Below are 24,085 nucleotides of genomic sequence, written 5' to 3'. Positions count from 1 at the left end.
ATAAATAGCTACAATGTCGTTTATTACTTATTCCTTTCTTTTTTTAATCCGACCTATCCCAAGTTGTTTTGCTTCCTCACGTAAAGCTTTCAATAGGCTGAAGGTCATTAAAGCGATAATGATTGAAAATGGTAATGCAGCTATAATCATCATATTTTGTAATGCTTGAAGACCGCCCGAGTATAGAAGCACGATTGCGATTGTAGAGAGCAACTCCAAATAAAGATTCCTCTGCAGATAGACTTGATCTTTGAGCAACACCATTATGTTCAAGTGCAATAGCTGAACCTCCGAAAGCTCTATTCTGAAACCTAGTTTTTCGAAAAACTAGAGGTGTCACAGTTGGTTGAGAACCTAATAATCGTCTCAGGGACAACTCAAAGCAAGTCGATTTGAGAAAATTCAAAATTTTGTATTGAAAATTCAACCAAAATATTATATTATAACCATAACGTTTTATAATATGAATTAGTGTTTTATATTATAAAACAAATTGTTGGTTAAATTTACGAAATCAAAAATGTAAGCGATATAATGCTTGGTTTTTAAACAAATACACATTTTATCAATTGGTGTTCCTTAAAAGGTGCGATCACAAAATCTAGAATAACAATATTAGTAGTAATTCTAGTAATATAAATATGATATATAATTGTGTTAAATCGTTTATTTACCAAAAAAGGAATGAGAAATGTGCCAATTATCCAATCAGTGGAACGAGCTTTACGAATTCTAGAACTTTTTGATGACCGCGAATACGAATTAAGCATTACAGAGATTAGTAAACGAATGAATCTCCATAAAAGTACAATTCATTCATTACTAAAAACATTACAGGCCCATTGTTACATTAAGCAAAATAAAGAGAATGGAAAATATTCCTTAGGCCTTAAATTGTTTGAACGAGGGTATTATGTTATTGAAAATATGGACCTTCGTACAAATGCAAGAAAATTTTTAGAATTATTATCATTTCAAACAAAGAACACTGTTCATTTAGTTTTATTAGATGGCCAGGAAGGCGTATATATTGATAAAGTAGAAGGCCATGGTGTTACTGTTTTTTATTCGAAAATTGGGCGTCGTGTTCCATTACACACAAGTGCAGTTGGAAAAGCTTTAGTTGCTTTTAAAGATGATAGTGAAATTGAGAATATCTTGACTAATTATCAATTTACGAAAAGAACAGACAAAACGATAATGAATAAAGAAGAGTTTTTGAGTGAGCTACAGAGTGTACGTAATAAAGGATTTGCTGTTGACAATGAAGAAAATGAAACTGGGATCTTTTGTTTGGCAGTTCCAATAATGGATCATACAGATAAGGTCATTGCTGCAATTAGTATGTCTCTGTCTTCTGCTAAGGTTAAAGATGAAATAATAGATGAGTATAAAACTTTATTAAAAGAAACAGGTGAGCAAATATCTGTTTCACTAGGCTATGGATATAAAAGGATATGATTAAATGGGCTTTAGCCTATTTTTATCTATATAACAAAACTGAGTTTTATAATATAAAACAGGAGGGTTTTTAATGAGAATAATACGTTATAAGAAGAAAGAAGCCAAACATCAATTAGCACTAGTTAATAAAGAGAGTTTTGTTTTTGACTTACCATACCCTGATTTTATGTCTTTTGTTAACGAAGCAGAGAAACAAGGAAAGACAGTATTAGCATTAGCTAAAGAGTTTACTGCTAATGAGCCAGTTGAAAAATATGAAAATATGATTCTTACAACACCACTTGATGCACCAGAAGTATGGGCATCTGGGGTTACATACGAAAAAAGTCGTGATGCTAGAAATTATGAAGCAACAGAAGGAAAACTGGATGCTACTACATTTTATGATAAAGTGTATGATGCTGAGCGTCCGGAAATTTTCTTTAAATCAACAGCTGCACGTACAGTTGGTCCGGGACAAGAAGTTTATCTTCGTTCAGATTCAAATTGGCAAATTCCCGAGCCAGAATTAGGATTAGTTATTAATAAAGACGGAAAAATTTTAGGCTATACAGCTGGGAACGATATGAGTTGCCGTGATATTGAAGGTGAAAATCCTCTTTACCTTCCACAAGCAAAAGTTTGGAAAAATTCATGTTCAATTGGACCAGCAATTTTACTAGCGGATGCTGTAGAGGATCCATATGAATTAACCATTACTTGCCGTATTTTCCGTAATAATGAAAAAGTGTTTGATGGAATGGCGAGTGTAAATCAATTAAAAAGAAAGCTAGATGAATTAGTTTCATACCTAGTTCTTGATAACGAGATCTTTGATGGCACAGTACTGTTAACTGGAACTTGTGTAGTTCCTCCAAATGAATTCACATTAAATGACGGGGATACAATTGAAATTGAAATTTCAGGAGTTGGTATTCTTATAAATCCGGTTAAACAACAAGCCAAAAAAGAAACAGTTTTATACTAAGTTGAATTTATACGTCACCTTGAGTTTCAATAAATTAATTTTAAAAATAGGGAGTGGATTTTAGTGAGTCATACGAAAACAGTAGCACAAACATTTTCAAATTTTATTAATAATGAATGGAAACAATCTTCTGATCATGATGTGATTGCGAGCTATAATCCCGCAAATAAAGAAGAGATTGTAGGTAATGTACAAAAATCATCAAAGGCTGATTTAGACGAAGCTGTAAATGCAGCACACAATGCCAAAAAAGGGTGGCGTAAGTTGGGTCAAGTTGCTCGTGGGCAATTGTTATATAAAGTAGCAGATCTTCTAGAGGAAAGCCTTGAGGATATCGCAGAAACCATGACGCGTGAAATGGGTAAAACATTACCAGAAGCAAAAGGTGAAACAGCAAGAGGAGTTGCTATTCTCCGTTATTATGCAGGGGAAGGAATGCGCTCAGATGGGGATACAATTCCGTCAACAGAACCTGATGCACTAATGTTTACGAGAAGAACTCCTCTAGGTGTTGTTGGTGTTATTACACCATGGAACTTCCCAGTAGCTATTCCTATTTGGAAAATTGCACCAGCATTAGTGTATGGAAATACCGTTGTGTTTAAACCAGCTACAGAGGCTGCAGTAACTGCTGCTAAGGTTGTTGAATGCTTTGCAAAAGCCGGTTTTCCAAAGGGGGTTCTTAATTTCATTACAGGTTCTGGGGCAGTTATTGGTCAAGGACTTATCGATCATCCATTACTTAACGGCATTACGTTTACTGGTTCTGAAGGTGTTGGTAAAAATGTTGCAAGGTCAGCAACAGAAAGAGGTATTAAATACCAACTTGAAATGGGTGGTAAAAACCCAGTAATCGTAGCAAGAGATGCCGATTTAAATTTAGCTGTTGATGCCGTATTAAGCGGAGGTTTAAAGTCTACTGGACAAAAATGTACGGCAACAAGTCGTGTTATTGTTGAGGCAGATATTTATGATCAATTTAAAGAGCTACTGCTTAAGAAAATTGATGAAATTACAATTGGTGATGGGTTGAAAGATGGTATTTGGATGGGACCTTGTGCAAGTGAGGGACAATTCAACACTGTATGCAGCTATATTGAAAAAGGTAAGCAAGAAGGCGCATCTCTTATTTATGGCGGTGAAGTGTTAACTGATGACGAATATAAAAATGGTTTCTTTGTTCGTCCAGCAGTCTTTGAAAATGTAAACTCTGACATGATTATTGCGCAAGAAGAAATTTTTGGACCTGTATTAGCTTTACTTAAAGTAGATTCGTTAGAAAACGCAATTGATGTTGCAAATGATTCAAAATACGGATTAAGTGCTTCAATCTTCACAAGAAATATTAGTTCCTTCTTAAGTTTTATTGATGATATGGAGGCAGGTCTTGTTCGTGTAAATGCTGAAAGTGCTGGTGTTGAGCTACAAGCTCCTTTTGGAGGAATGAAGGCTTCAAGTACAGGATCTCGTGAACAAGGTGAAGCAGCAAAAGAATTCTACACTTCAATTAAGACAGTTTTTGTAAAGGGTTCTTAAAGCTTATATTGTAATCTATCAAATGCCTTCTTAAGCCTCGGGTTGATTCATGGTCTGAGGCTACTTTTTTAAAATTTGGATATGTTAAAAGGGTTCATGTTTTTGAACTCCTTAAACGATCTGCTGTTTCTTGTAATATATTAAAATAGGGTATAAATTAGCAATATTCGTAATTTCAATTTCAATTGATGATCTATATAATTTTGTTAAAGCGTTTTCATATAAAAGTTTGTTTTGAAATAAGGAATAAACTTAATTGAATTTCTCTCTAAAAGGGTGGGGCGCATGAAAGTCATAAGTTGTGAAGAACCAAAGCGATTTACAGAAAAAGAAGAAGAGATACCGAAGATTAAGCAAGGAGAAGTGCTTATTAAGGTTAAAAGGATAGGAATATGTGGAACAGATATTCATGCCTATTATGGTAATCAACCATTCTTTACATATCCAAGAGTGTTAGGACACGAATTATCTGGTGAAATTGTAGAAGTTGGTATGAATGATATGGAATTAAAAGCCGGTGATTCAGTTGCGGTAATTCCTTTTTTAGAATGTGGAAAATGTATTGCTTGTCGTCAAGGAAAAACGAATTGTTGTACAAATATGAAAGTATTCGGAGTCCATATTGACGGTGGTATGAAAGAGTATATCAAATTACCTATTGATCATGTGTTAAAAGTAAATGGTATTAGTTTTGATCAAGCTGCTATGATTGAACCTTTAAGTATTGGAGCACATGCTGTAAGGCGTGCAAAACTTGAGGACAATCAATTTGCTCTGATTATTGGTGGTGGCCCAATTGGATTAGGTGTAATGAAATTTGCAAAGCTTGCTGGTGCAAAAGTGATTGCAATGGATATTCATGAAGAGCGATTGCAATTTTGTAAAGAATGGGCACATGCTGATTTTACGGTTAATGCACTTAAAGATCCAATTGAAGAAATATCAAAGATTACAAATGGAGATTTTCCAGAAGTTGTTTTTGATGCTACAGGTAATAAGTCATCAATGATGAATGCCTTTGATTATGTTAGTCATGGAGGACAACTAGTTTATGTTGGTCTCGTAAAGGATGATATCACATTTAATGATCCTGAATTTCATAAAAGAGAAATGAGTTTACTTGGAAGTCGAAATGCAACACGAGAAGACTTCAAGTACGTTATTTCATGCGTCAAAAATGGAGATATCGATGTAAATCCGATCATTACAAAACGTTTTAAGTTAGATGATATCGGAACTGATTTTGAGGAAGTTACAAATCCAGCAAACAATATTATAAAAGCTATTATTGAAGTGTAACCAAATGGAGAATTAAATACTTGGAAAAAAGTACTTGATGTTAATGTTACAGGTGTATTCCTTGTAGTTTAAAAAAAAGAAAAAATCCCGAAAGTGTCGATTGACTTTCGGGGAAACTCTTTCATTCTAAATAGATGACTAGTTCATACTTCTTGTTATTATCTTTAAATCAAATTCAAAAAATGGATTAGTGCAATATATTTAATCTGCTTTTCGATAGAATTGTTTTGCTCTTGTAAAATTAAGATTAATAGCTTCTTTTATCTTCTCATCATCATGATCTTTAATCGCTAATACAAGTTTTATTCTCCATTCAATACTATTTTCCCAGGCACCAGGGATATTAAGTATCTTTAACATTGATTCATGGCGAAGATGTACAATTGTTTGCATTAATTTGTTATATATTTTATTTTTGCTACAAAATCCCATGTGTAAATCGAATTCATCAAGTAATTGTTGGAAATCTACAATGTTCTTCTCTTTAACGGACAAACTTTTCAATTCAATTAACGTTTTTTCTAGGACAATTATATCATCATCAGTCATGTGTTTAGATGCTTCAAGAAAAACCTCGGATTCAATTAATTTTCGAGCAGCATATATTTCATCTAGATTGTCTATTTCATTATAATACATCCAGCCAATGGTCTCAGCAGGAATAGGAGATTCACTCTTATTTACATAGCTGCCTTCACCGGGTTTAATTGTTATTAATCCAATTAGGGCAAGGGCGCGTAAAGATTCTCGAATTCTCCCTCGATTCACTCCAAATTCTTGAGCTAATAAACGTTCATTAGGCAGTTTATCACCAGGATTTAACTCATTTGATGTGATCCAGGAAGCAATCTGTTCCATGACTTGTTCAGTAACAGTGATTTTTTTTATTGGATTTATCTTAACCATTATAGAGCCACCTTTTCAATAGACTGGTATTACCAATATACCATTTGATTTATTTTAATAAAAACTTAATACAAAAGAAAGGGATAATTTTAAATATTTTATTAAATTTTAAAAAGTTTGAAAATTCCGTTGAAAAGCCACAATTATGATGATATCATTATTTTTAAGCGTGGTACTACCAGACAGATAAAAAATGAAAGCGTTATATTTTTTTAAGGATCAACCCTTTTAGAGAGGAACAACCTGTTATAATATTATCGCTGATTTGGTACTACCACACCACCTATCCTATATCAAACGGTTTTAAATCAGTAATCTTACAAATATAAAGATATTAAAATGTTCAAAAATCAAATAATATCGATTGAATAAAGGGGAAATGATTATTTTGAAGGAAGAAAACTATCGGACAATTGTTATGAGGCCTGAAGACAGTGTAGCTGTTGCATTAGAAGAGATACCAGCTGAAACCAAATTAACAGTTACGTTACCAGATAAGAAAACTAAGGAAATCATAGTAAAGGAAACTATACTATTTGGGCATAAATTTGCCATTATACCCATAACAGGTGGATCTTATATTATGAAATATGGGGAAGTTATTGGGAAAGCATTAAGAGATATAGAGGAAGGCGAACATGTTCATGTTCACAACTTAGAAGGTGTGAGAGGAAGAGGTGACAAAATTGTTGGAAACTAACAATGAAGGTAAATTTTTAGGATATAGACGACACGATGGAAAAGTAGGGGTAAGAAATCATGTGCTAATATTACCAACAATAACTTGCGCTACACAGGCGGCAAAACAAATTACTGAACTTGTACATGGAACAGTATCTTTTATCCATCAACATGGTTGTGCTCAAGTCGGAGTAGATTATGAACAAACTTTCCGTACATATGTAGGATTAGGAACTAACCCAAATGTTTATGGTGTCATAGTTTTAGGATTAGGCTGTGAAACACACCAAGCTAGGAGTGTCGCAAGTGAAATTGCTAAAACAGGTAAACGTGTTGAAACAGTATCAATTCAAGATTATGGTGGTACTTTATCGGCTATTGCTGAAGGTGCAAAAGCAGCTACTAAACTAGTACAGGAAGCTTCCGCTCAAATGAGAGAATGGTGTGATTTTAGTGAATTAATTATTGGAACAGAATGTGGCGGCTCTGATGCATGCTCAGGATTATCAGCAAATCCTGCAGTTGGTGTAGTGAGCGATATGATTGTAGAAAAGGGAGGAACTGCAATCTTAGCTGAAACGACTGAATTAATAGGAGCAGAACATTTACTTGCTAAACGTGCAAAGAATGAAAGAGTTGCTAAACGTGCATATGAAATTATTAAAGCGATGGAAAACCGATCAATTCTAATGGGTGTTGATATAAGAACAGGAAATCCAAGTCCTGGAAACATAAAAGGTGGATTGAGCTCATTAGAAGAGAAATCTTTAGGGGCTGCAAACAAGGCTGGAAAAAGTCAATTAAATGAGATCATAGATTACGCTGAAGCTCCAACGGAAAAAGGGTTGGTTTGGATGGATACGCCTGGTCATGATATCGAACAATTAACGGGTATGGTTGCTGGTGGTGCTCAAGTTGTTTTGTTTACAAGTGGAAGAGGAACACCTACTGGTTCACCGATTGCTCCAGTTATTAAAATATCTACGAATACACCAATGTTTGAAAGAATGTCAGAAAATATGGATCTTGATGCTGGTTCTATCATTGATGGCAAAGAAACAGTAGAAGATGTTGGAAAGAGAATTTTTGACGAAATCGGAATGGTTTGCTCAGGCAAGCTTACAAAAGCCGAAATACTTAAACAACATGATTTTGGAATCTGGAGAATTGGCCCAACATTTTAATAGTAGATTTACTGGGGACGAAGGTGTATAAGTAAATGAAAACGCTTAATCCGTCTCCTTTAATAAAAAAAGTCTAAAGAAAAGGGGTATGGAAATGAAAAAATCATTATTAGCAGTTTTAATGGTATTTTTATTGATGATTGCAAATGCATGTTCTTCAGGTACAACTTCAGGAAAATCGAGTTCTTCCTCATCAAGTGATGGAGATACTAAAAAAGAAAAAATTGAAATTAATGTTGCATATGGTAACCAACCAGGTGAGCCAATTGATCAACAAGCAAATAAGTGGAAGGAATTAGCTGCTGAAGCAAGTGATGGGCAAATCGTATTAAATCTTTATCCAAGTTCGCAACTAGGTGCTGAAAAGGATGTTGTAGAACAGGCAAAAATGGGTAATAACGTCATTGTTATGGCTGGTTATGACTTTTTAATGGATTATGTTCCAGATGCAGGTATTCTTACAGCTCCATACTTAACTGAAAATTTAGATGACTTAGTATACTTAACAACTACTGATTGGTTTGCAGGTTTAACAGATAAATTAAGAGAACAAGATATTGAAATTGTAAACGGTAACACAGCATATGGTGTTCGTCATTTAATGACAAATGAAAAAGTAACAACCCCAGAGGAGTTAGCTGGATTAAAGATTCGTGTACCTAATAACCAAATGTCCATTAAAACATTTGAGGCTTTAGGCGCAACGGCAACACCAACTCCACTTGGTGATTTATATACTTCATTACAACAAGGTTTAATTGATGGTGCTGAAAACCCACTTCCTGTTTTACAAGGTGTAAAAGCACAAGAAATCTCTAAACATTTATCTTTAACTGGTCACCAAAAATTCATTACATCTTGGATTGCAGGAACAGGCTTTATCGAATCATTACCAGCTGATGTAGTAGAAATCTTAAAAGAAACTGGAAATGAAGCTGCAGAATATGGACGTACTGTATTAGAAGAACAAACAGATAATGTGTTAGAAGAATTTAAAAACGAGGGTGTAGAAGTTCATGAAATAGATATTGCACCTTTTAAAGCAAAAGTAGGTAGCGTGTATGAAGCGTTTCCAGATTGGACTCCAGGTTTATATGAGGAAATCCAAAAGTTACTTGAAAATAAACAATAATCATATTGAGTGGGATTTTCTTAAATAGGAAATCCTACTTTCTTAAATCAAATTAATAGTTTATGAGAAAGCTAAAATTGTTCAGTAAAAGGGGAAAATTATGATTAAAAAGATATTTGATCCCATTGATGATATTATTGCAACACTCGCACTCGCTGTTATTATCTCTCTTACTGTTATAAATGTTTTTTTACGGTTTGTCTTAAATAGTCCTGTTGCATGGGCTGAAGAAATTTCAGTAGGACTATTTATTTGGCTTGTTTTTGTTGGGATGAGTTCGGCCATGAAACGTGATAACCATATTGGAGTCGATTATTTTGTAAATAAAATGCCACGTCCTCTAAAAATTTCCGCCATCATTATTAGGGCCCTCGCCATTTATGCAGCCCTTATCTATGTATTAATCTATCTTGGAAGCAGTTTAACAGCACAAGCTCACAGTAAGGTCACACCAATATTAGCAATTAGCTACCAATATATTGATATTGCTGTACCAATTGGGGGGGTTCTAACAGCTATTCATTTTACCCGATTACTCATTCAAAGTCTAAAAGCTGAGCTAAAAAAAGAAGGGGGAGAATAAAGTGGCTTTAATTGTCGTACTATCTGTTCTTCTAATTTTGTTCTTACTAAACGTACCAATAGCTTTTGCACTAATAGTGAGTACCGCGGTATATTTCTTTTTTATTGATAATTTTTCAAGTTCTATTTTGATACAACGCATGGTCGGGGGAATTGAATCTGTTCCTCTTTTAGCGATTATTTTCTTTATTACTGCGGGTATTTTAATGAATTACACCGGAATTACAACTAGAATGTTAAGATTTGCTCAAATTTTAACGAGTCGATTACCAGGTTCATTAGCACAGGTAAATGTAGTTTTAAGTACGCTTATGGGTGGATTATCCGGCTCAAATATAGCAGATGCTGCCATGCAATCAAAGATCTTAGTTCCTGAAATGGTAAAAAAGGGATATAGTCGTTCATTTGCAACTGTTTTAACAGCTGCAACCTCATTAATAACACCGATTATCCCACCAGGAATTGCCTTAATTATGTATGGGTATGTTGGTAATATTTCAATTGGTTCATTATTTATGGCAGGAGTTTTACCAGGAATTGTTTTATGTATCATTTTCATGATCTATGTTCATTTTTATTCAAAAAAACATAAACTTGAAACGGACAATAAAGAACATTTTACAGCGAAAGACCTATTACTATCTTTTAAAGATGCTTTTTTTGCCCTATTGTTACCAGTTATTATTATCGGAGGAATTCGATTAGGGATATTTAGTGCAACAGAGGCAGGAGCGATTGCTGTATTTTATGCGTTATTCCTAGGTTTAGTCATCTATCGTGAAATGAAACTAAAACAACTGGTACGTGCACTTGTCGATACGGTTTATACTTCAGCTTCCATTATCATTATTATAGCTGCGGGCTCTGCTTTTGCTTGGGTCTTAACGTTAGAGCAAGTACCACAAAAAATGACAGCGTTAATGGTGACAAATGTATCATCACCAATTCTGTTTTTCCTAGTTGTTATTGTTTTTCTATTAGTAGTGGGGATGTTTATTGAAGGAAATGTATCGATTATTATCCTAACCCCGTTATTCATGCCGATGCTTGCGCAATACGGAATTGATCCAGTACATTTTGGTATTTTCTTTATCATTTGTATTAGTATAGGAACAATGACACCACCACTTGGTACGATCATGTTCACTACGTGTTCGATTACTGGAACTAAAATTGAAGATTTTATTAAAAGCAGTATACCTTTCTTAATTATTTTAATCATCGCAGCATTGTTAATTGCGTTTGTTCCTAGTATTTCTCTTTGGCTACCAACTACTTTTAAATAATAAGATAAAAGAGGTGTTACTGTGGATTCATTTAAAGGTCAAGTTATATGGATTACTGGAAGCAGCACAGGTATCGGAAGAGCTGCAGCTTTAGAATTTTCTGAAAACGGAGCAGATGTTATTGTTCATGCAAACCATAACATTGATAAGGCACAATATCTGTATATCTCGTAACGAAAGCAGTGCTTCCTCTTATGAAAAAGCATGGAAAAGGTAGAATTATTAATATTACTTCTATCGCGGCAAAAAATGGAGGGGGAGTAGGTAGTATTGCATATGCAGCATCAAAAGGTGGAGTAAGCACATTAACAAAAGGTTTAGCTAAAGATTTAATTGAATATAATATTTTGGTTAATGCAATTGCTCCGGGAGTAATTTCAACCCCATTCCATGACAAGTATTCTACATTAGAACAAAGGGCAAAAATGGTGGAACAGATTCCAATGGGAAGAGAAGGAACCCCTGAAGAGACTGTAGGTTCTATTTTATTTTTAGCATCAAAACATGCTAATTATATAACTGGAGAAATAATAGAGGTTAATGGCGGACAGTTAATGAGCTAGTTTGACGATTAAAGGGCGCTTTAACAAAATTTTGTACATAATGGCAGTTCCTACCTTACGATAAATAAAGAGGACGCTTGGATAAATCCTTGCGTTCTCTTTATTTATGAAAATATTATTCATTAAAGTACACTCCCCAATCCCCTTTATTTAAAAAACTCTTAATCTGTATATCTAAAATTTAAATAAATAGGCTTTTTTACCAGTAACAATACCCACCAAATTTACATAATTTGTTGAAGAAGTATTTATCTACGATAAACTCAGTTTGAATTTACATGTTCGTTTCCTGTCACTGGTTTCCAGGTAAGTATATTTAGGAGGTTTTAATGAATGAATGACTTTCAACATGATCTCCAGAAGTTAAATCTCGGAGATTATCAAGCTACTCAGGCCGTACCTTATGACCCAAACCAATACTATAATGATGATGAAAGGCTTTACTTTGGTATCGGAAGTATTCTTCGCTGTTTTAGCTGCTTTAGTTGTTACAGCTGTTACAGCTGTTACAGTTGTTTTAGCTGTTTCAACTGCCATAATTGCAGCGGTCGCTGTGGTGGTGGAGGTCGTTGTGGCGGTGGCCGTTGCGGTGGTGGAGGCCGTTGTAGTGACGGTAATCGTTGTGGCGGCGGAGGTCGCTGCGGAGGCAGATAGAATAAGTTTCGTAAAGAATTACGGCAAGCCTCTACATTTAGGTGTAGAGGCTATTCTCATTAAAAATAAACATAAGGGACAATTTACAGTACATAAGATGTTAGTAATGTATATTGAAACACATTGGTAGCTACGGCTAAGGAGGATCGATATGACGAATTTGTACCCTTCTATGCGTCTGAAGGTGAAAAGGGACACGTTTTTTCTCCCTGAAGCCAACAGCGGTGTATATTTTCGGAATAATGTAAGTTCGTTTCGTATGGAAGGCAGTATGATAGATAAGTGGGTTGAAAAATTGATACCGATGTTCAATGGAGAACACACCTTGGAGAGTTTGACAAACGGATTACCGGGCCAATATCGTGATCGAGTGTACGAAATTGCGGAAACATTGTATCAAAATGGATTTGTGAAAGATGTAAGTCGAGACCAGCCATATCAATTGACTGAACAGGTTCTAAAAAAGTATGCTTCACAAATTGAATTTGTTGATAGTTTTGTAGAGTCCGCCGCCTTTCGATTTCAGACTTATCGTCAGGCAAAAGCAATGGCAATTGGTTCAGGAGCTATGTTTGTTTCATTGGTCTCAGCATTACTTGATTCCGGGTTACCAAAGTTTCAAATATTAATCACAGATAGGAATCAGACGAATATACAGCGGCTGCAGGATCTCGTAGCACATGCCCGAACAACAGATCCGGAGGTGGAGGTAGAGGAGATCTCACTAACTTCTTGGAAGGAGATTGTGGAGCCGTTTGATTATATTTTGTATGTGTCACAAGAGGGAAATGTAGAGGAGCTAAAACTTCTACATAGGATTTGTAGAGAAAAAAAGAAGGTGTTTATCCCCGCTTTGTGTTTACAACAGATTGGAATGGCGGGTCCTTTCGTTTTACCAAGCTCAGAGAATTGTTGGGAATCTGCATGGCGCCGACTGCATCGATCGGAACTTTATAAAAAAAATCAAATTTCTAAATTTTCTACCACAGCCGGTGCTATGCTGGCCAATCTAATTGTATTTGAATTGTTTAAAAACATTACCGGAGTGACGGAAAGGGAACAGAATAATCAATACTTTTTACTGGATTTAGAAACGTTGGAAGGAAACTGGAATAATTTCATTCCACATCCATTTGTGACTGGACATCCATTAGTTAGACTGGTAGACGATTATGATGCACGAATAAAACGAGAATCGGAAAGACAAGAAACGGGCAAATTACTTCTTTTTTTCAACAAGTTAACATCAGAGGCAACAGGGATTTTTCATACTTGGGATGAGGGAGATTTGCTTCAACTTCCGTTAGCTCAGTGCCGAGTCCAACCGATCGACCCATTGTCTGATGGACCTGCTGAGTTGTTGAAATGTATGATCTGTTCAGGACTGACGCACGAGGAGGCTAGAAGGGAAGCTGGTTTATCTGGAATTGAAGCATATGGAAATCGAATAACTACCTTACTCGATCTGCCATCACAAGTTCAAGTTGGAGCAGGTGAAACATTTACCGAAAGTGTATGCCGAGGACTACAGAAGTATTTAGTACAGGTGATGAAAATAAAACAGCCAAACAAAACGGTTACTCTATCTCGAGTCCAGTTGAGTACGGTAGAAGATGAAAGATGCAGATATTATTTAAAGGCATTATCTACGATCCAGAGTGACCCAATTATTGGATTAGGAGAGGAAGTATCTGGCTTTCCTGTCGTATGGATTGGTACGAAAAATGGATGGTATGGAAGTGTAGATATTAATATAACATTTGCGTTAAGAAAAGCATTGCAACTGGCTCTTTTTAACCTGCAAAACCATGAAGATCCCTTAACGTCCCAAGGCTTAGTTGTATCATCAGTGCTACTTGAGGAAAAAGCACCACAACTAATAAATATTCCTGATTGTGATGATCAGAAACATTCTGTGCTTTTGCAATCTGCTAAGGAAGTATTGGATCGGAACGGAAAGCAACTAGTCATTTTTGAACTTGAACCAGAACCAATTTTAAAAGAAGGTTTAGCAGGGATATTTGGAGTTGTGGTTCGAGAGGAGGAATGAAGGTGAGTGCTGTTTTGTTGGTTGTTGGTGAGGGCTTGTTAGCAGACCTTTTTTGTACAGAACTGTCCTCAGAATATCTGATTGTTCGCCAGACTCATTTTGATTCAGTCGAATCAGAAACCATTGATTTGGCATTGGTCCTGCAAGATGAATGGAATCCTTCTATTCATCAAATCGCAGAAGACGTGTTTCGAGCAAGCAACACCCCTTGGCTGCGAAGCTTTGTTTCATTTGGAGAAGGTATTATTGGGCCTTTGGTTCAACCTGGAATTCCAGGTTGCTCTCAATGTGCTGATCTACGACGCGTCCTAACAGGAAGTCATCGTAAAGAGATGTGGCAGATGCAGAAAAATTTAGAGGCCTCTGGAAAAACACAACAGGAAGCATGGACATCACGTACAGGGTTTTCACAGATGGTTCAACTCCTTAAAGCAGAGGTTCAGATGCTAATACAAGGGAAACAAACTCTATCAGAGAAAAGACTCGGTTTCATCAACCTAAAAACATTGAAGATTTCATGGCATTCCTTCCTGCCTGTCCCTCTATGTACTGTATGTAGTTCTATACCTGACGATTCACCGGATTTAGCCCGAATTTCCCTTCAAAAAAGTCCGAAAGTCAGCATGGAAAGTTACCGAACTCGTTCATTAGATGATCTGAAAAACGTGTTAGGTAAAGACTATCTTGATTCTCGATCTGGCCTGCTTAATGATAAGATGTATAACCTCGTGCCTCCATTTGCTGATGTAAGTGTAAATTTACCTTTGTTTGAGGGGGATGAAGGAACTGCCGGCCGTACAAATTCCTACGCGGTAAGTGAATTAACGGCCATTTTAGAAGGATTAGAACGATACTGCGGTCTAAAGCCCCGCGGCAAACGATCAGTGGTATATGATTGTTACCATAATATAAAAGATCAAGCCTTAAATCCTCAATTGGTTGGTGTACATGAAGAAGAACAATATCAACACCCGGGCTTTCCCTTTGATAAATTTGATCCTGATCGTCCCATGAAATGGGTATGGGGCTATTCTTTTTTACAGGAGCGACCAATTCTCGTTCCAGAGTTACTTGCCTATTATAGTTTGGGTTGCGGGTCAAGGGGCTTTGTCTATGAAACTTCAAACGGATGCGCACTAGGAGGAAGTTTAGAAGAGGCCATTTTTTACGGCATTATGGAAGTGGTCGAGCGTGATTCGTTTCTTATGACCTGGTATGCAAAATTGTCTTTACCACGTCTTGACCCATACTCTGCTGAAGATGAAGAACTATTGTTGATGATTGACCGGATGAGAGTAGTTGGAGGATATGACCTTTATTTATATAACTCTACAATGGAACATGGAATCCCAAGCATTGTAGCATTGGCAAAAAACAGAAAGCAAAAAGGGTTGAATCTAATCTGTGCAGCAGGGGCTCATTTGGATCCGGTGCGGGCTGTGAAAACCGCTGTTCATGAGCTGGCTGGCATGATGTTAACACTTGATGAGAAATATGAAGCAAACAAAGAGGAATATGTGCGAATGTTACATGATTCCACCTTCGTACAACAGATGGATGACCATGGCATGTTGTATGGCTTACCACAAGCAGAAGAGCGCCTAAATTTTTTACTTAACAATAACTCTCCGATTAAATCGTTTAACGAGGAATTCAAGTGGAGATCGAACCATGTTGACCTTACCGATGATCTTCAAGACATACTACAAGCGTTACGGAACGTAAACTTGGATGTCATTGTCATTGATCAAACGACACCGGAAATCAAACGAAACGGATTACATTGTGTAAAAGTGCTGATTCCTGGGATGGTGCCAATGACCTTTGGACATCATCTAAAGCGCGTATCAGGTTTAGAAAGGATATTACGTGTCCCTCTGGAACTGGGTTATACGACAGAATCACTGATACGTGAAAAACTTAATCCACTTCCACACCCGTTTCCATAAAAAGGGAGGCTGGAAGGATGATTCTTGATGAGTTTCTGCACAATTTACATTTTGATATTGATCAGGCAAGCATTCCAAACTGGGAAGTGGACTGGGGAGATGGCCCTCTTGCATACAAGCTTTACTATGACTTACCCGAAATACCACTTTCTTTGGATATACCACTAACTCTGGAAGGTCAGGAAGTTCCTGATAAGCCAAATCTTCGCAAAATCGGTTACTTTCTTTGGCTTGTGTATGGAATAACCCAATTTAGTCAATATGTTATCCCGATGGATTCTTCCGAGAATCAACTTCAAATCATGCATTCCTTAAGAAGGTTTGCCCCTTCGGGAGGAGCGTTGTATCCAAACGAATTATACGTATATTTAAAAATTGACGATTTACCTGAAGGGATTTATCATTTCGATGCCTCACACCACCGCTTAGTCTTATTGCGTGAAGGTCATTTTGATGATTATCTTACCGATGCGCTTGGATACCGTTGTGATCTTACATCTTGCTTTGGGACCGTTTTTGTATCAACGATGTTTTGGAAAAACTTTTTCAAGTACAATAACTTTTCTTACCGGCTACAAGGGTTAGATGCAGGTGTCCTGATTGGGCAGTTATTAGAAGTAGCAAAACGTTTTGGCTTTGCATCAGGGGTGTACTATCAATTCCTTGATCGTGCGATTAACCATCTTCTTGGGCTTACGGAACAAGAAGAAAGCGTATATTCAGTTATCCCGCTATCTGTAGAACCAACCATGTGGTCAGGGAACCGTCATGGTGTGAATAGCTTAGCTACTGACTTGTTACAAGAAATACCTCCTATTCAGCCTAAACATTACGTTCGATCAAAGAAAATGAAAGAGTTTCCGATGTTACTAAAAATGAATGAAGCTTCCATGCTCGACTCTTCACCTTTTCGATGGATCGAGGAGAAGGAGATGAGAACTGTAGAGGGTATGGTTGTGCCTTTGCCCCCGGTTAAAAGAGTTTCATATGATTTCATGTCTACTTGTCGAAAGCGATTTTCACCTGACATGGATTTTATTTTGGGAAAAGTAAGTCTACAACAACTTGCTTACCTTCTTTATGAGGCAACAGAATCTTTCCGTTACAGAAATGACATAGAGGAAACACTTATATATGAGCCACGTGTTTCAATATTTGTTTGTTTGTATAATATTGAAGGAATCCCTAATGGTGCTTATTATTATGACAATAGGGAGCATGCATTGCGCCAGCTGAATCCAGGAGACCACCGGCTCCAACTGCAATCTGGAATGTCTTCAGGTAATGTAAATTTACAGCAAGTACCTATCACTCTGCATGTTGTCGGTGACAAGGATTACGATAAAGATTCACTTGGCTACAGAGGATATCGAATTCAACAAATGGAAGCGGGAATGCTAGTCCAAAGATTATTATTAGCAGCATCAGCCCTTGATATGGGTGGTCACCCACTCCTCGGTTTCGATGTAAACCAAAGTGATCAAATTTACAACTTGGATTCACTAGGAAAAACAAGCTTAATTCAAATCCCAATGGGCCCTTATCGACAACGACCTTGGCTGATAGGAAGACTTTATACTTAATAGAATCAAGACCTCAGTCGAAGAAAAATGACAGGAAAAGCGAAATTTGCAACGTTTCTTACAAAATTGTAAGGAACGTTTTTTATTTAGGCTGTTTTCGCAAACTTTGTTGCTTTTAAAATAGTATGGGGTTGGTTGATTGGCGCTCCAGGATGCTCGCTTTCCGTGGGGCGGGCGATGAGCCTCCTCAGCGCGAAGCACCTGCGGGGTCTCATCTGTCCCGCTACTCCCACAGGAGTCTCGCATATCCGTTCCAATCACCCTAATCAGTTTTGTTCAAAAACAACAATCTTTTAGAAAAGAGCCTTTATTTAAAATATAATCGTACAAAATCTTTTTTAGAGATCTTTACCTGGAATCTACACAAACGGAAGATAAGAATGGCACTGGTGACTCACCGAATGACAATGTTCGTAATTAACAATAGTTTAAACTACGGCCAAGGATCCTTGTCTGTTTTTTGTTTCGATATGTTGCTAATGGTTAAGGAATCAATCAACTTCTCATTTTGAATAGAATAATATGATCTCTTCAACTAAGATATAGAAAGGATACGATTATCTGTATTTAAAATCAAAGCAATTATCCTTCCTAAAAGGTATTTGTATTCTGAAGAAATATTCTTCTGTTCAAAAGACTTGTCAGTAAACATTTAAAGAACGGAATTTACGATGTTTTCTTATTTTATATAAGTTAACATTCATGTTAAAATAAGAAAATTGATTATAATAATGAAACAATACAATAATTCGATTGGTGTGGTTAAACATGCGGAGAAGGAAACTAACGATCATTCTTGCTAGTTTGCTAGTAGTGTGCTTTAGCCTATATTTCTTTCATTCTTATTCTTATCAAACAAAACAGCTAAATGAAGAAATATCTGCTATGAATGGAGCGGCAGATTCTGATGAAATGACAGATCAATCTAAAACTGAAGATGAGAAAATTCCTGAAAAAAAGGTAAAGGTTGAAGATGTTTCTATTGATATAGCAGAAAAAGAAGAGAAAGAAGTCGTAAATGGCGAGAATGATAAACGTAACACAATATCTGAAGGTATAAAGGAAAAGGTTAGGGGAGTCGTAGAAGGGGTTATCAAATTATTCGAGAAGGATCTTAATATCGTGGCAATCGGTGATTCTCTCACTCAAGGTGTAGGAGACGAAACAGAAAATGGCGGTTATGTCGGGATTTTAAATAACACGTTTCAAGATAATAACATCAATGTTACCATCGAAAACTATGGTAAAAGAGGAAACCGGACAGACCAATTATTAAAACGTCTAGAAAAGAAAGAGATTGAAACATCCATTCAAGAGGCTGATATTGTTTTCATCACAATTGGCGCCAACGACATTATGAAAATTGTTCGAAACAATTTTACGAACCTTAATATAGAGCTTTTTAATCAAGAAAAACCAGAATATCTTGAGAGATTAAGAGTAATTTTTACTAAGATCAATGAATTAAATCCAGACACAAAAATTTATTTGATTGGTTTTTATAATCCATTCGATCGTTATTTTGCTGATGTTGAAGAATTTCAAACGATTGTTGACGATTGGAATGAATCGAGTAAATTCGTTACTGAAGAATTTGAAAATGTAAATTATATTCCCACTTCTGATTTATTTATTGATTCCGACATAGAGTTATTAGCTAATGATTATTTCCACCCAAACGCTACAGGATATAAACTTATGGCAAAGCGGATCTTAGAGAACATGGAAGAAGTGAGTGTCGAGCAAGAGGTCATGAACGAGGATGGAGAATAAAGACTTTTTTACTATTTTTTATAATGAAATTAAAACAGAACACCTGTGAAAGTGAAGAGTTACTAAAAGATGGCTTTAAAGGTTTGAATGAAGCTATAGAAAAAGCTGAAAATATAGCAAAAAAGCAGTTAGTAGTTATCTAACTGCTTTTTTTGCTATATTTATTTTCTACTGCTTTGAAAGAAGGAAAAAAATTTATAACCTTAATATATGGTGAAGAGGTGACCAACGTCACTCCCCACAAACCGCTTTTAATTCTATATGCTCTTGGACAAAATTTAAGTTGTTTGTATTGGTAGCTACAGCCTATAATTATTGTAGATGCTAGTCTTAAAAAGGGGAGTTTTATGAGTGGAAAAAACGGTACATGGAAGAATGTAAAACTGAGTTTTAATAATTGGCTCGATCGTAGAATCATTAAACCCGCAATAGAAGACTTCGGAACACAAGTGTATACAGCAAGGAATCGAATAAAATTTGTAGTGAAATTACTGTTTATTACACTTGCAGTTTTAGTTATTTTTTCGATGTTTATCTCCATAGGGATATATATGTGGAATAACTGGAGTGAATGGCAATCACAAGACTCTACTACATCAAAGGAAACACAAAGTGTTTCAACAAAGGAACTTGAAAATACTAAAGCGGAAGAAAAAATGAAAAAAAATGAAATTACTACGACCACCACTGATACAAAAACAATTATTACTGAAACGAATGGTACTACAAAAGAAGAGAATATTACTAAAAACGAAACGATTACAAAGCCAGTTACCGAAACAGAGCCTAAAATAGAGGCCCCATCACCTACAACTATTACGGATTTGGTTATAAAGACCTTTGAGAAAAATTCACTATTTAAAATAATATTTTCACACTTGTTAATTCTTTTTATTATTTTTATAGTTTTTCAAATTCTCCTTGCCATGATGGGTGAATTAAGGAGATTCAAAGTAGGTAACATAGAAGTTGAGTCGAAAGCATCAGGGACAGCCGTCTTACAAACAATCAATCAAATGACAACAAAATTTGACATTCTCATTTTTTGGTTGAACAGTTCTAGTTTGGAAGAGTTTAATTCATACTTGGTCGATAAATCCACGCAAAAAGAATACATAGAAGTCATTTTAGGACTTATGAAATCTGATTACTTCAAAGAATGGGGGATCACTTTCGATTATGATGTATTTCCGAGAAAACAATTAAAGAGAAGGAAATATCCAATGCATATAAGAAGATCAGTGGATATTTTGGACAGGGATCCAATGGGAATCGCTATTAATAAAGATGACACCGCTAGATTATTTGAAATGAATTACTTAGTGTATAAGGTAAAAGTAGCTGAGGTTAATAGTGTAGGAGAATCGATTCCAGAAGAATATGTGATAGTATTGAATAGTCATAAGCACCAGTTTGACGAAAATGATGTTCAACTTTTAGATGGAATGTGCAGTTTGATACAGATTGTGTATGCACGAAACTATATCGCAGGAGAATTAATTTTATCTCAAGAAACGGCGATTACATTACAAGAACAATTTGATTCTGTGAATGATATGCAGACAAAGGTACAAAAATATGAGACATATCGTGGAGAAATGTATTAAAATGATAGTAGGGAAAGGAGGATTTCGAAATGCCGATAGAAATGGAAGATAGTAAACCAATGGGTATCGTAAGGAATTCTAGTCAATTAACAGCCGAACAAAGAAAAAAAAGATTAGCTAGCTCAGTTAAGAGAGCGGAATCATTGTTAAATAGACAACCAATTTCCCAAGAACTACCTAAGTCTAGAAAAGGCGTTGTCGTAACAAGTAAAAGTCCTCTGGTACGGAAATTTTTCGGTGGATAAATTTTAAAATAGCCCTGTTCAAACTTCCAAGGGCTATTTTTTTATGCCCAAATGTCTAGAAAGAATATCTTGCACTAAAGGTTGGTTGGCTACTATTTCAGAAGCACGACAGACTCTTCGTTTATATCCAGGATAGTGAATCCCTTTTGGTTCTTGTTGCATTTCATTCATGATTTTCTTTGCCATTTTAAGACCGGCTCCCCGTTTTATTCGGTTTATTTGCATGTACTATACTACCTCTTTTCATTATACGTTAGTACAAGTCTATGCCATCTTAATTATAAAAATACCTGCAAACAGAAAAATTTGGAAATGAGTATGACTTGATCGAATTACCAAATATTCAATACTTTTAGCAATGTATAAAGGGAAATAAAAGTGAAACAGTTATTTTATACCATTTGAATTTTATGACTTAAAAGACGGTGTATTTGTAGAACTTGATAAACCCTCAGGAACCTTAATTCAGTTATTTGATAGCTTCGGCTCAATGTTGAGTGATGCACTTGAAACAACCCTTTTGTAATGAAAAAGTATTTGAAGGCATTAAAGGAAGATACCGGACATTACATTAAGTTTATACACTGACTAACGGTATCTTTAGAACAAAACGAGTTCATTTTAAAAATTTTAAAACACTCACGAATGTTGTTAAATCAACGTTTGTGAGTGTTGTTTTTGTTTGGGATATTATCCATTTCTTTTCAATACCTTATTCTTGTTATTAATAGTCTTCAAACTCTTCAAACTCTTCAAGTTCTTCAAGTTCTTCAAGTTCCTCATCAACCAACACATAAGGAGAAAAATTCTCTTGAATAAATCGTGCACAAGCTAAACCAATCATTTGAGAAGGTATTGAAGTGTTGCCGTCTGGTAATATTGGAGAGATTGATAGATCTGCGACTTTCAGGTTTTTAGTACCAAAAACATTTAGATACCCATCAACAACGCCATCTTGAATCCTCTTTGCCATCCTACATTGTCCGCCGAAGTGTTGGATATTTCGATACGTAGCTTTAACATATTTAGCAATCTCAGCTCTTTTTTCTGCATTATTTTTTATCATAAAGATTTTTTCATCAGGATAAACTAACTTATAAATACCTTCAGGATCAAGTTCTTGAGCCTTTTTCATAATTTTGTAAATTTCAATATACTGATCGATCATGAATTCTAAGTCATTCGAATCTTGCAATGGATTGAGGTTAACGGATGGATAAACTTCTGGATCGCTGTGAGCGGCCAAAATCGTTCCTCTGCTTCTTGGATTATTGTCAAAAGGACCAATACTCATCACATTCGTCTTTTTATTTGGATCAAATGCCCAGTTGTTAACAAAGATAACTGGTGGTGGAAGAAAAGAAGGTGTTATGCTGCTATATAGTTGAAGACGTCGTCCTCCTGTTTCACCTTCTCCTTTATGGGCACCTAGTGGGAATGGGAGATCAGGGTCAGCATCTCTCAAATCTAGAAGTCGACTAGTTTCTACTTCAACTCCCACTCCGGCAGTAAATTGAGCTTGAAAGTTGTGTCCAACATTAGGATTCTCTATTAAAGTAGATACACCAATTCTGGCTAAATCCATCGAATTTCCGATTCCCGAACGTTGTAGAATAACCGACGAAAAATTACCCGCAGAAACAATGATTCCTTTTCTTGCAAAAGCTTTTTCTGATACCCCGTTCCTAACAAACTTAACACCTACAGCAATGTTAACGCCTCTTTTTCGTTTAAATAGAATTTTATTGACTGTTGTTTTTGCTAAAATGACAAGCTTTCTCCTTCCAACTCCAAACTCATCTGGGTGGAATTCATTTCCTTGTATAACAATATTTTCATTTAGATAGCCTGTTGCTGTTGATGATCGGACAAATTTTCCGCCCACCTTTTTGTTCATAGCCTGTGATTTATAAAATGTGCAATTTCTTATGCCTGTATTATAATCTTCGACAATCGGTATACCTAAAACAGTTGATGTTGCTTTAGCTAAAGTAATTGTAAGTCCATTTTTAGGAATGATTTGTTGTCTAACAAAAATCGGACCATTTGTTCCTCGTTGTTCCGGTTCTTGTGTCTTTCCTGTATAAGTTTCATTTTTTTTGAATAAAGAACTAATGTTATCATATTCCCATTGAGGGCCAACGAGTTCTCCCCACTGATCATAAAGTTCACGACTTCCCCTTACTGCATACATGGCATTATGTTCAGAGCTTCCACCAATTGCTCGACCACTCGAGATCCTTAGTTGGCTATTAATATTAGGTTCTATTGTTGACATTATATTAAAGGAGTGTCTGTTATCGGTAGCTAACAGACCTGAGTTTGGGTTAGAAGCACTGCTTAGCTCGTTCCTCATATTTGTTCCTGCTTCAAGTACAAGCAGGGAAGTTTTTTTGTCATCTGTTAATTCTTTGGCAATTACCCCGCCAGCTGTTCCAGCACCAATGACGATATAATCAAAGTATTTTTTATCTTCTTTTTTTGGCATGCTTTCATTCCTTTCATTATCAGATTCAGAATGAGTAAATCCCATATTTTAACCATAAATCCTTTCTCACTTTATGCATACAACAGCCTATTTAGAATAATGATGTTCAAAATTCACTTAATCCAGGGCTTGGTTA

Annotated in this window: 21 protein-coding genes and 1 pseudogene; 18 read left to right on the top strand and 4 right to left on the bottom strand. The window is 35.9% G+C overall.

Translation table 11 applies throughout. From position 1 onward, the window contains the following. Positions 1 to 27: 27 nt before the first annotated feature. A pseudogene (locus HUW50_RS27230) lies at positions 28 to 213 on the bottom strand (BCCT family transporter); the annotation flags it as partial. Positions 214 to 693: 480 nt separating this feature from the next. Between HUW50_RS27230 and HUW50_RS22780 the strand changes: the two are divergent. From HUW50_RS22780 to HUW50_RS22765, 4 genes are all read left to right on the top strand, one after another. Next, on the top strand, positions 694 to 1,461 hold the full coding sequence (locus HUW50_RS22780) for an IclR family transcriptional regulator (RefSeq protein WP_066332959.1): 768 nt from the start codon (positions 694 to 696) through the stop codon (positions 1,459 to 1,461). Positions 1,462 to 1,534: 73 nt separating this feature from the next. Next, positions 1,535 to 2,431 (top strand): fumarylacetoacetate hydrolase family protein, encoded by an 897-nt coding sequence (locus tag HUW50_RS22775; RefSeq protein ID WP_066332955.1) that lies wholly within the window; start codon positions 1,535 to 1,537, stop codon positions 2,429 to 2,431. 63 nt (positions 2,432 to 2,494) lie between these two features. Then, a complete protein-coding gene (gene gucD, locus HUW50_RS22770) occupies positions 2,495 to 3,967 on the top strand; it encodes an alpha-ketoglutaric semialdehyde dehydrogenase GucD (RefSeq protein WP_066332952.1) in 1,473 nt (490 codons plus the stop codon). Positions 3,968 to 4,252: 285 nt separating this feature from the next. Then, positions 4,253 to 5,266 (top strand): zinc-binding alcohol dehydrogenase family protein, encoded by a 1,014-nt coding sequence (locus HUW50_RS22765; RefSeq protein WP_066332950.1) that lies wholly within the window; start codon positions 4,253 to 4,255, stop codon positions 5,264 to 5,266. 201 nt (positions 5,267 to 5,467) lie between these two features. Here the strand turns inward: HUW50_RS22765 and HUW50_RS22760 are convergent, their stop codons facing one another. Further along, positions 5,468 to 6,172, bottom strand: a complete 705-nt coding sequence (locus tag HUW50_RS22760) for a FadR/GntR family transcriptional regulator (protein ID WP_066332947.1) — start codon at positions 6,170 to 6,172, stop codon at positions 5,468 to 5,470. Positions 6,173 to 6,560: 388 nt separating this feature from the next. On the opposite strand from HUW50_RS22760, the gene HUW50_RS22755 reads away from it, so the two are divergent. The 14 genes from HUW50_RS22755 to HUW50_RS22695 all read left to right on the top strand — a co-directional run bounded on the left by HUW50_RS22755 (position 6,561) and on the right by HUW50_RS22695 (position 21,461). Next, positions 6,561 to 6,872 (top strand): UxaA family hydrolase, encoded by a 312-nt coding sequence (locus HUW50_RS22755; RefSeq protein ID WP_311774001.1) that lies wholly within the window; start codon positions 6,561 to 6,563, stop codon positions 6,870 to 6,872. Beyond that, positions 6,862 to 8,037 carry a UxaA family hydrolase gene (locus tag HUW50_RS22750; RefSeq protein ID WP_066332985.1) on the top strand — a complete coding sequence of 392 codons (1,176 nt, stop codon included), beginning with the start codon at positions 6,862 to 6,864 and terminating at the stop codon, positions 8,035 to 8,037. Before HUW50_RS22755 ends, HUW50_RS22750 begins: the two co-directional genes overlap by 11 nt. Positions 8,038 to 8,131: 94 nt before the next feature. Next, entirely contained in the window at positions 8,132 to 9,169 is a 1,038-nt protein-coding gene (locus tag HUW50_RS22745) for a C4-dicarboxylate TRAP transporter substrate-binding protein (RefSeq protein WP_232329033.1), read from the top strand. Positions 9,170 to 9,269: 100 nt separating this feature from the next. Then, a complete protein-coding gene (locus HUW50_RS22740; RefSeq protein ID WP_066332932.1) occupies positions 9,270 to 9,752 on the top strand; it encodes a TRAP transporter small permease in 483 nt (160 codons plus the stop codon). 1 nt (position 9,753) lies between these two features. Next, the gene (locus tag HUW50_RS22735; RefSeq protein WP_066332930.1) at positions 9,754 to 11,037 is read left to right on the top strand and encodes a TRAP transporter large permease; all 1,284 of its coding nucleotides are present in this window, start codon (positions 9,754 to 9,756) and stop codon (positions 11,035 to 11,037) included. 21 nt (positions 11,038 to 11,058) lie between these two features. Then, positions 11,059 to 11,211 carry an SDR family NAD(P)-dependent oxidoreductase gene (locus HUW50_RS27225; RefSeq protein WP_232329032.1) on the top strand — a complete coding sequence of 51 codons (153 nt, stop codon included), beginning with the start codon at positions 11,059 to 11,061 and terminating at the stop codon, positions 11,209 to 11,211. Positions 11,212 to 11,231: 20 nt separating this feature from the next. Continuing rightward, a complete protein-coding gene (locus tag HUW50_RS22730) occupies positions 11,232 to 11,600 on the top strand; it encodes an SDR family NAD(P)-dependent oxidoreductase (protein WP_066332922.1) in 369 nt (122 codons plus the stop codon). A gap of 333 nt (positions 11,601 to 11,933) precedes the next feature. Further along, a complete protein-coding gene (locus HUW50_RS22725; RefSeq protein WP_083964630.1) occupies positions 11,934 to 12,254 on the top strand; it encodes a heterocycloanthracin/sonorensin family bacteriocin in 321 nt (106 codons plus the stop codon). A gap of 151 nt (positions 12,255 to 12,405) precedes the next feature. Next, entirely contained in the window at positions 12,406 to 14,304 is a 1,899-nt protein-coding gene (locus tag HUW50_RS22720; protein ID WP_066332918.1) for a putative thiazole-containing bacteriocin maturation protein, read from the top strand. Beyond that, entirely contained in the window at positions 14,301 to 16,253 is a 1,953-nt protein-coding gene (locus HUW50_RS22715) for a TOMM precursor leader peptide-binding protein (RefSeq protein ID WP_396652556.1), read from the top strand. The genes HUW50_RS22720 and HUW50_RS22715 overlap by 4 nt, the downstream gene beginning before the upstream one ends. A gap of 17 nt (positions 16,254 to 16,270) precedes the next feature. Beyond that, positions 16,271 to 17,836 carry a SagB/ThcOx family dehydrogenase gene (locus HUW50_RS22710; RefSeq protein WP_185653358.1) on the top strand — a complete coding sequence of 522 codons (1,566 nt, stop codon included), beginning with the start codon at positions 16,271 to 16,273 and terminating at the stop codon, positions 17,834 to 17,836. Positions 17,837 to 18,604: 768 nt separating this feature from the next. After that, complete coding sequence (locus HUW50_RS22705) at positions 18,605 to 19,609, top strand: SGNH/GDSL hydrolase family protein (RefSeq protein WP_185653357.1); 1,005 nt, start codon at positions 18,605 to 18,607, stop codon at positions 19,607 to 19,609. 347 nt (positions 19,610 to 19,956) lie between these two features. Next, positions 19,957 to 21,216, top strand: coding sequence for a hypothetical protein (locus HUW50_RS22700; RefSeq protein ID WP_066332904.1), 1,260 nt, complete (start codon positions 19,957 to 19,959; stop codon positions 21,214 to 21,216). A gap of 29 nt (positions 21,217 to 21,245) precedes the next feature. Beyond that, positions 21,246 to 21,461, top strand: a complete 216-nt coding sequence (locus tag HUW50_RS22695; protein ID WP_066332901.1) for a hypothetical protein — start codon at positions 21,246 to 21,248, stop codon at positions 21,459 to 21,461. 33 nt (positions 21,462 to 21,494) lie between these two features. Here the strand turns inward: HUW50_RS22695 and HUW50_RS22690 are convergent, their stop codons facing one another. Then, entirely contained in the window at positions 21,495 to 21,686 is a 192-nt protein-coding gene (locus HUW50_RS22690; RefSeq protein ID WP_066332896.1) for a hypothetical protein, read from the bottom strand. 499 nt (positions 21,687 to 22,185) lie between these two features. Next, entirely contained in the window at positions 22,186 to 23,949 is a 1,764-nt protein-coding gene (locus HUW50_RS22685) for a GMC family oxidoreductase (protein ID WP_185653356.1), read from the bottom strand. Between the last annotated feature and the right edge of the window lie 136 nt (positions 23,950 to 24,085).

It is taken from the genome of Metabacillus sp. KUDC1714, assembly GCF_014217835.1.
Taxonomy (GTDB): domain Bacteria; phylum Bacillota; class Bacilli; order Bacillales; family Bacillaceae; genus Metabacillus; species Metabacillus rhizosphaerae.
The sequence above is the reverse complement of the archived record's forward strand: the minus strand, read 5'-3'. Positions and strand labels throughout refer to the sequence as shown.